Origin of the sequence: Oscillibacter valericigenes (assembly GCF_021531435.1) — a bacterium.
GTDB lineage: Bacteria > Bacillota > Clostridia > Oscillospirales > Oscillospiraceae > Oscillibacter > Oscillibacter valericigenes_B.
Genome location: NZ_JAFBIS010000069.1, coordinates 1 through 1,436 on the forward strand (window position 1 = coordinate 1; position 1,436 = coordinate 1,436).

Annotated in this window: 1 protein-coding gene; it reads left to right on the plus strand. The window is 49.0% G+C overall.

Annotated elements, in window-relative coordinates; genetic code table 11:
* Nucleotides 1-69: 69 nt before the first annotated feature.
* Nucleotides 70-1,158 carry a zinc-ribbon domain-containing protein gene (locus tag JQM68_RS13580; protein ID WP_268821531.1) on the plus strand — a complete coding sequence of 363 codons (1,089 nt, stop codon included), beginning with the start codon at nucleotides 70-72 and terminating at the stop codon, nucleotides 1,156-1,158.
* Nucleotides 1,159-1,436: the final 278 nt, after the last annotated feature.

The following is a 1,436-nucleotide window of genomic DNA, read 5'->3' on the forward strand; positions in this document are numbered from 1 at the left end:
GTTTGTTCTCATTCTTGACTTAGTCGAAGATTTTCATACTGTCGAGGTTCGTCGATTACACAGAATTTTCTGCGGTCTCCAAAAAACGGAACGCTGACGCCGGAAATGGTGACCACAGGGAGTAATAGAAAAACCTGGTGGGTTTGCGACAAAGGGCACGAATGGCAGCAAAAAATAAATAATCGTATTTATAATGGTTACGGGTGCCCTTATTGTGCTGGCAAAAAAGTCTGGCCTGGCTTTAACGATTTGGCTTCACAAATGCCGGAAATTGCCGCTCAGTGGCATCCCACAAAAAACGGAACGCTGACACCGGAAATGGTGACCACAGGAAGTAAAAGGAAAATCTGGTGGGTTTGCGACAAGGGGCACGAGTGGCAGGCTATCGTAAAATCCCGCGCAGAGGGATGCAGCTGTCCTTACTGTGCCAATCGGGCAGTCATCAAAGGCTATAATGATTTGGCAACTACCCATCCCCAACTTGCGCAACAGTGGCATCCAACCAAAAATGGGCGCCTCACTCCAGAGGATGTCGTGGCCGGCACACTTCGCAAAGTGTGGTGGCAGTGCGAAAAAGGCCATGAATGGCGAGCCCAAATTGCTTCCCGGGCAAACGGTGTGGGTTGTCCAGTTTGCGCTGGGAAAATCATCATACCTGGTGAAAACGATTTAAAAACTTTTTTCCCAGAAATTGCTGCCCAGTGGCACACGACAAAAAACGGAAATTTTACGCCAGAAACAACATCTCCCTATTGCAATCAAGAAGTTTGGTGGCAGTGTGAGCGGGGCCATGAGTACTTGGCGAGAGTGGGATCCAGAACATCTCATGGTTCAGGCTGCCCTTATTGTGCCGGTAAGAAGGTCTGGCCTGGCTTTAATGACTTAGCCTCAGTAATACCGGAGCTGGCAAAGCAATGGCATCCTACATTAAATAATCCGCTGACGCCGGAAATGGTGACTATAGGGAGTCATAAAAAGGTTTGGTGGCAATGTCCGAACGGCCATATTTGGAAAGCAGTCATTCATTCCCGGGCAACCGGGAGAAAATGTGGCTGCCCAGTATGCGCTGGACGAGTCAATGACAAGCGTGTCGAGAGATATACGGCGATAATGGATGATTCCCGAAAAAAAGATCTTCCGAAATTGAATACCACATAACAGGGCGAGAAACGTGAAATATTGGCCGGGCTTGACGCTCCCCACGGCTAAAGCCGGGGGATTCATGGTTCGTCGACGACAACCTCAGAGGCACGGAAGCATCCGAGGAATTACATCATCTCCCCATGCGTTGCGTTCGGGTCCGTCCGACCCTACGGTAGAACTCAGTTCATGCTGAAAGAAGCATCAATCCTTCATTGGTAACTGTTCAGCAGGGGTAAAAATTTGAATCGTCAAAACGTAGAAAATGAGAGCACGGGTGCAGTCAGCAGGACACA